The organism is Pseudomonas sp. EA_65y_Pfl1_P113, from assembly GCF_963970525.1.
GTDB classification, from domain to species: Bacteria; Pseudomonadota; Gammaproteobacteria; order Pseudomonadales; family Pseudomonadaceae; genus Aquipseudomonas; species Aquipseudomonas tritici.
This window is the reverse complement of record NZ_CAXAQM010000287.1, coordinates 1-566: the sequence shown is the minus strand read 5'-3', so window position 1 is coordinate 566 and position 566 is coordinate 1. Positions and strand designations below refer to the sequence as shown.

General features: G+C 66.3%; 1 protein-coding gene. It reads right to left on the bottom strand.

Translation table 11 applies throughout. The features are described 5' to 3' along the window. Nucleotides 1–566 (bottom strand): ketol-acid reductoisomerase (gene ilvC, locus AACY52_RS29640; RefSeq protein ID WP_339561274.1); only part of this gene is annotated, 566 nt, incomplete at both ends.

Here is a 566-nt window from a genome sequence, read left to right as displayed (position 1 = left end):
AGCCGGCCTGGATGAGGTGGGTGATGCCGCCGCACAGTACGGCCTGCTCGCCGAACAGATCGGTTTCGCACTCTTCCTTGAAGTTGGTCTCGATAATGCCCGAGCGACCGCCGCCGACGCCCGATGCGTAAGCGAGGCCGATGTCATGCGCGTTGCCGCTCTTGTCCTGATGGATCGCGATCAGGCAGGGGACGCCGCCGCCGCGCACATATTCGCTGCGCACGGTGTGGCCGGGGCCCTTGGGCGCGATCATGATGACGTCGAGATCGGCGCGCGGCTCGATCAGGCCGAAATGCACGTTGAGGCCGTGCGCGAACGCGATCGTCGCGCCTTGCTTCAGGTTGGCGTGGAGATCGTCGGCATAAATGGCGGCCTGATGCTCGTCGGGCGCGAGGATCATGGTGATGTCGGCCCAGGCGGCGGCCTCGGCATTGGTCATCACCTTGAAGCCCGCATCGGTCGCCTTCTTGGCGGTCGCCGAACCGGCGCGCAGTGCGATGGCGATGTCCTTGACGCCCGAATCGCGCAGGTTCTGGGCATGGGCGTGGCCCTGGCTGCCATAGCCG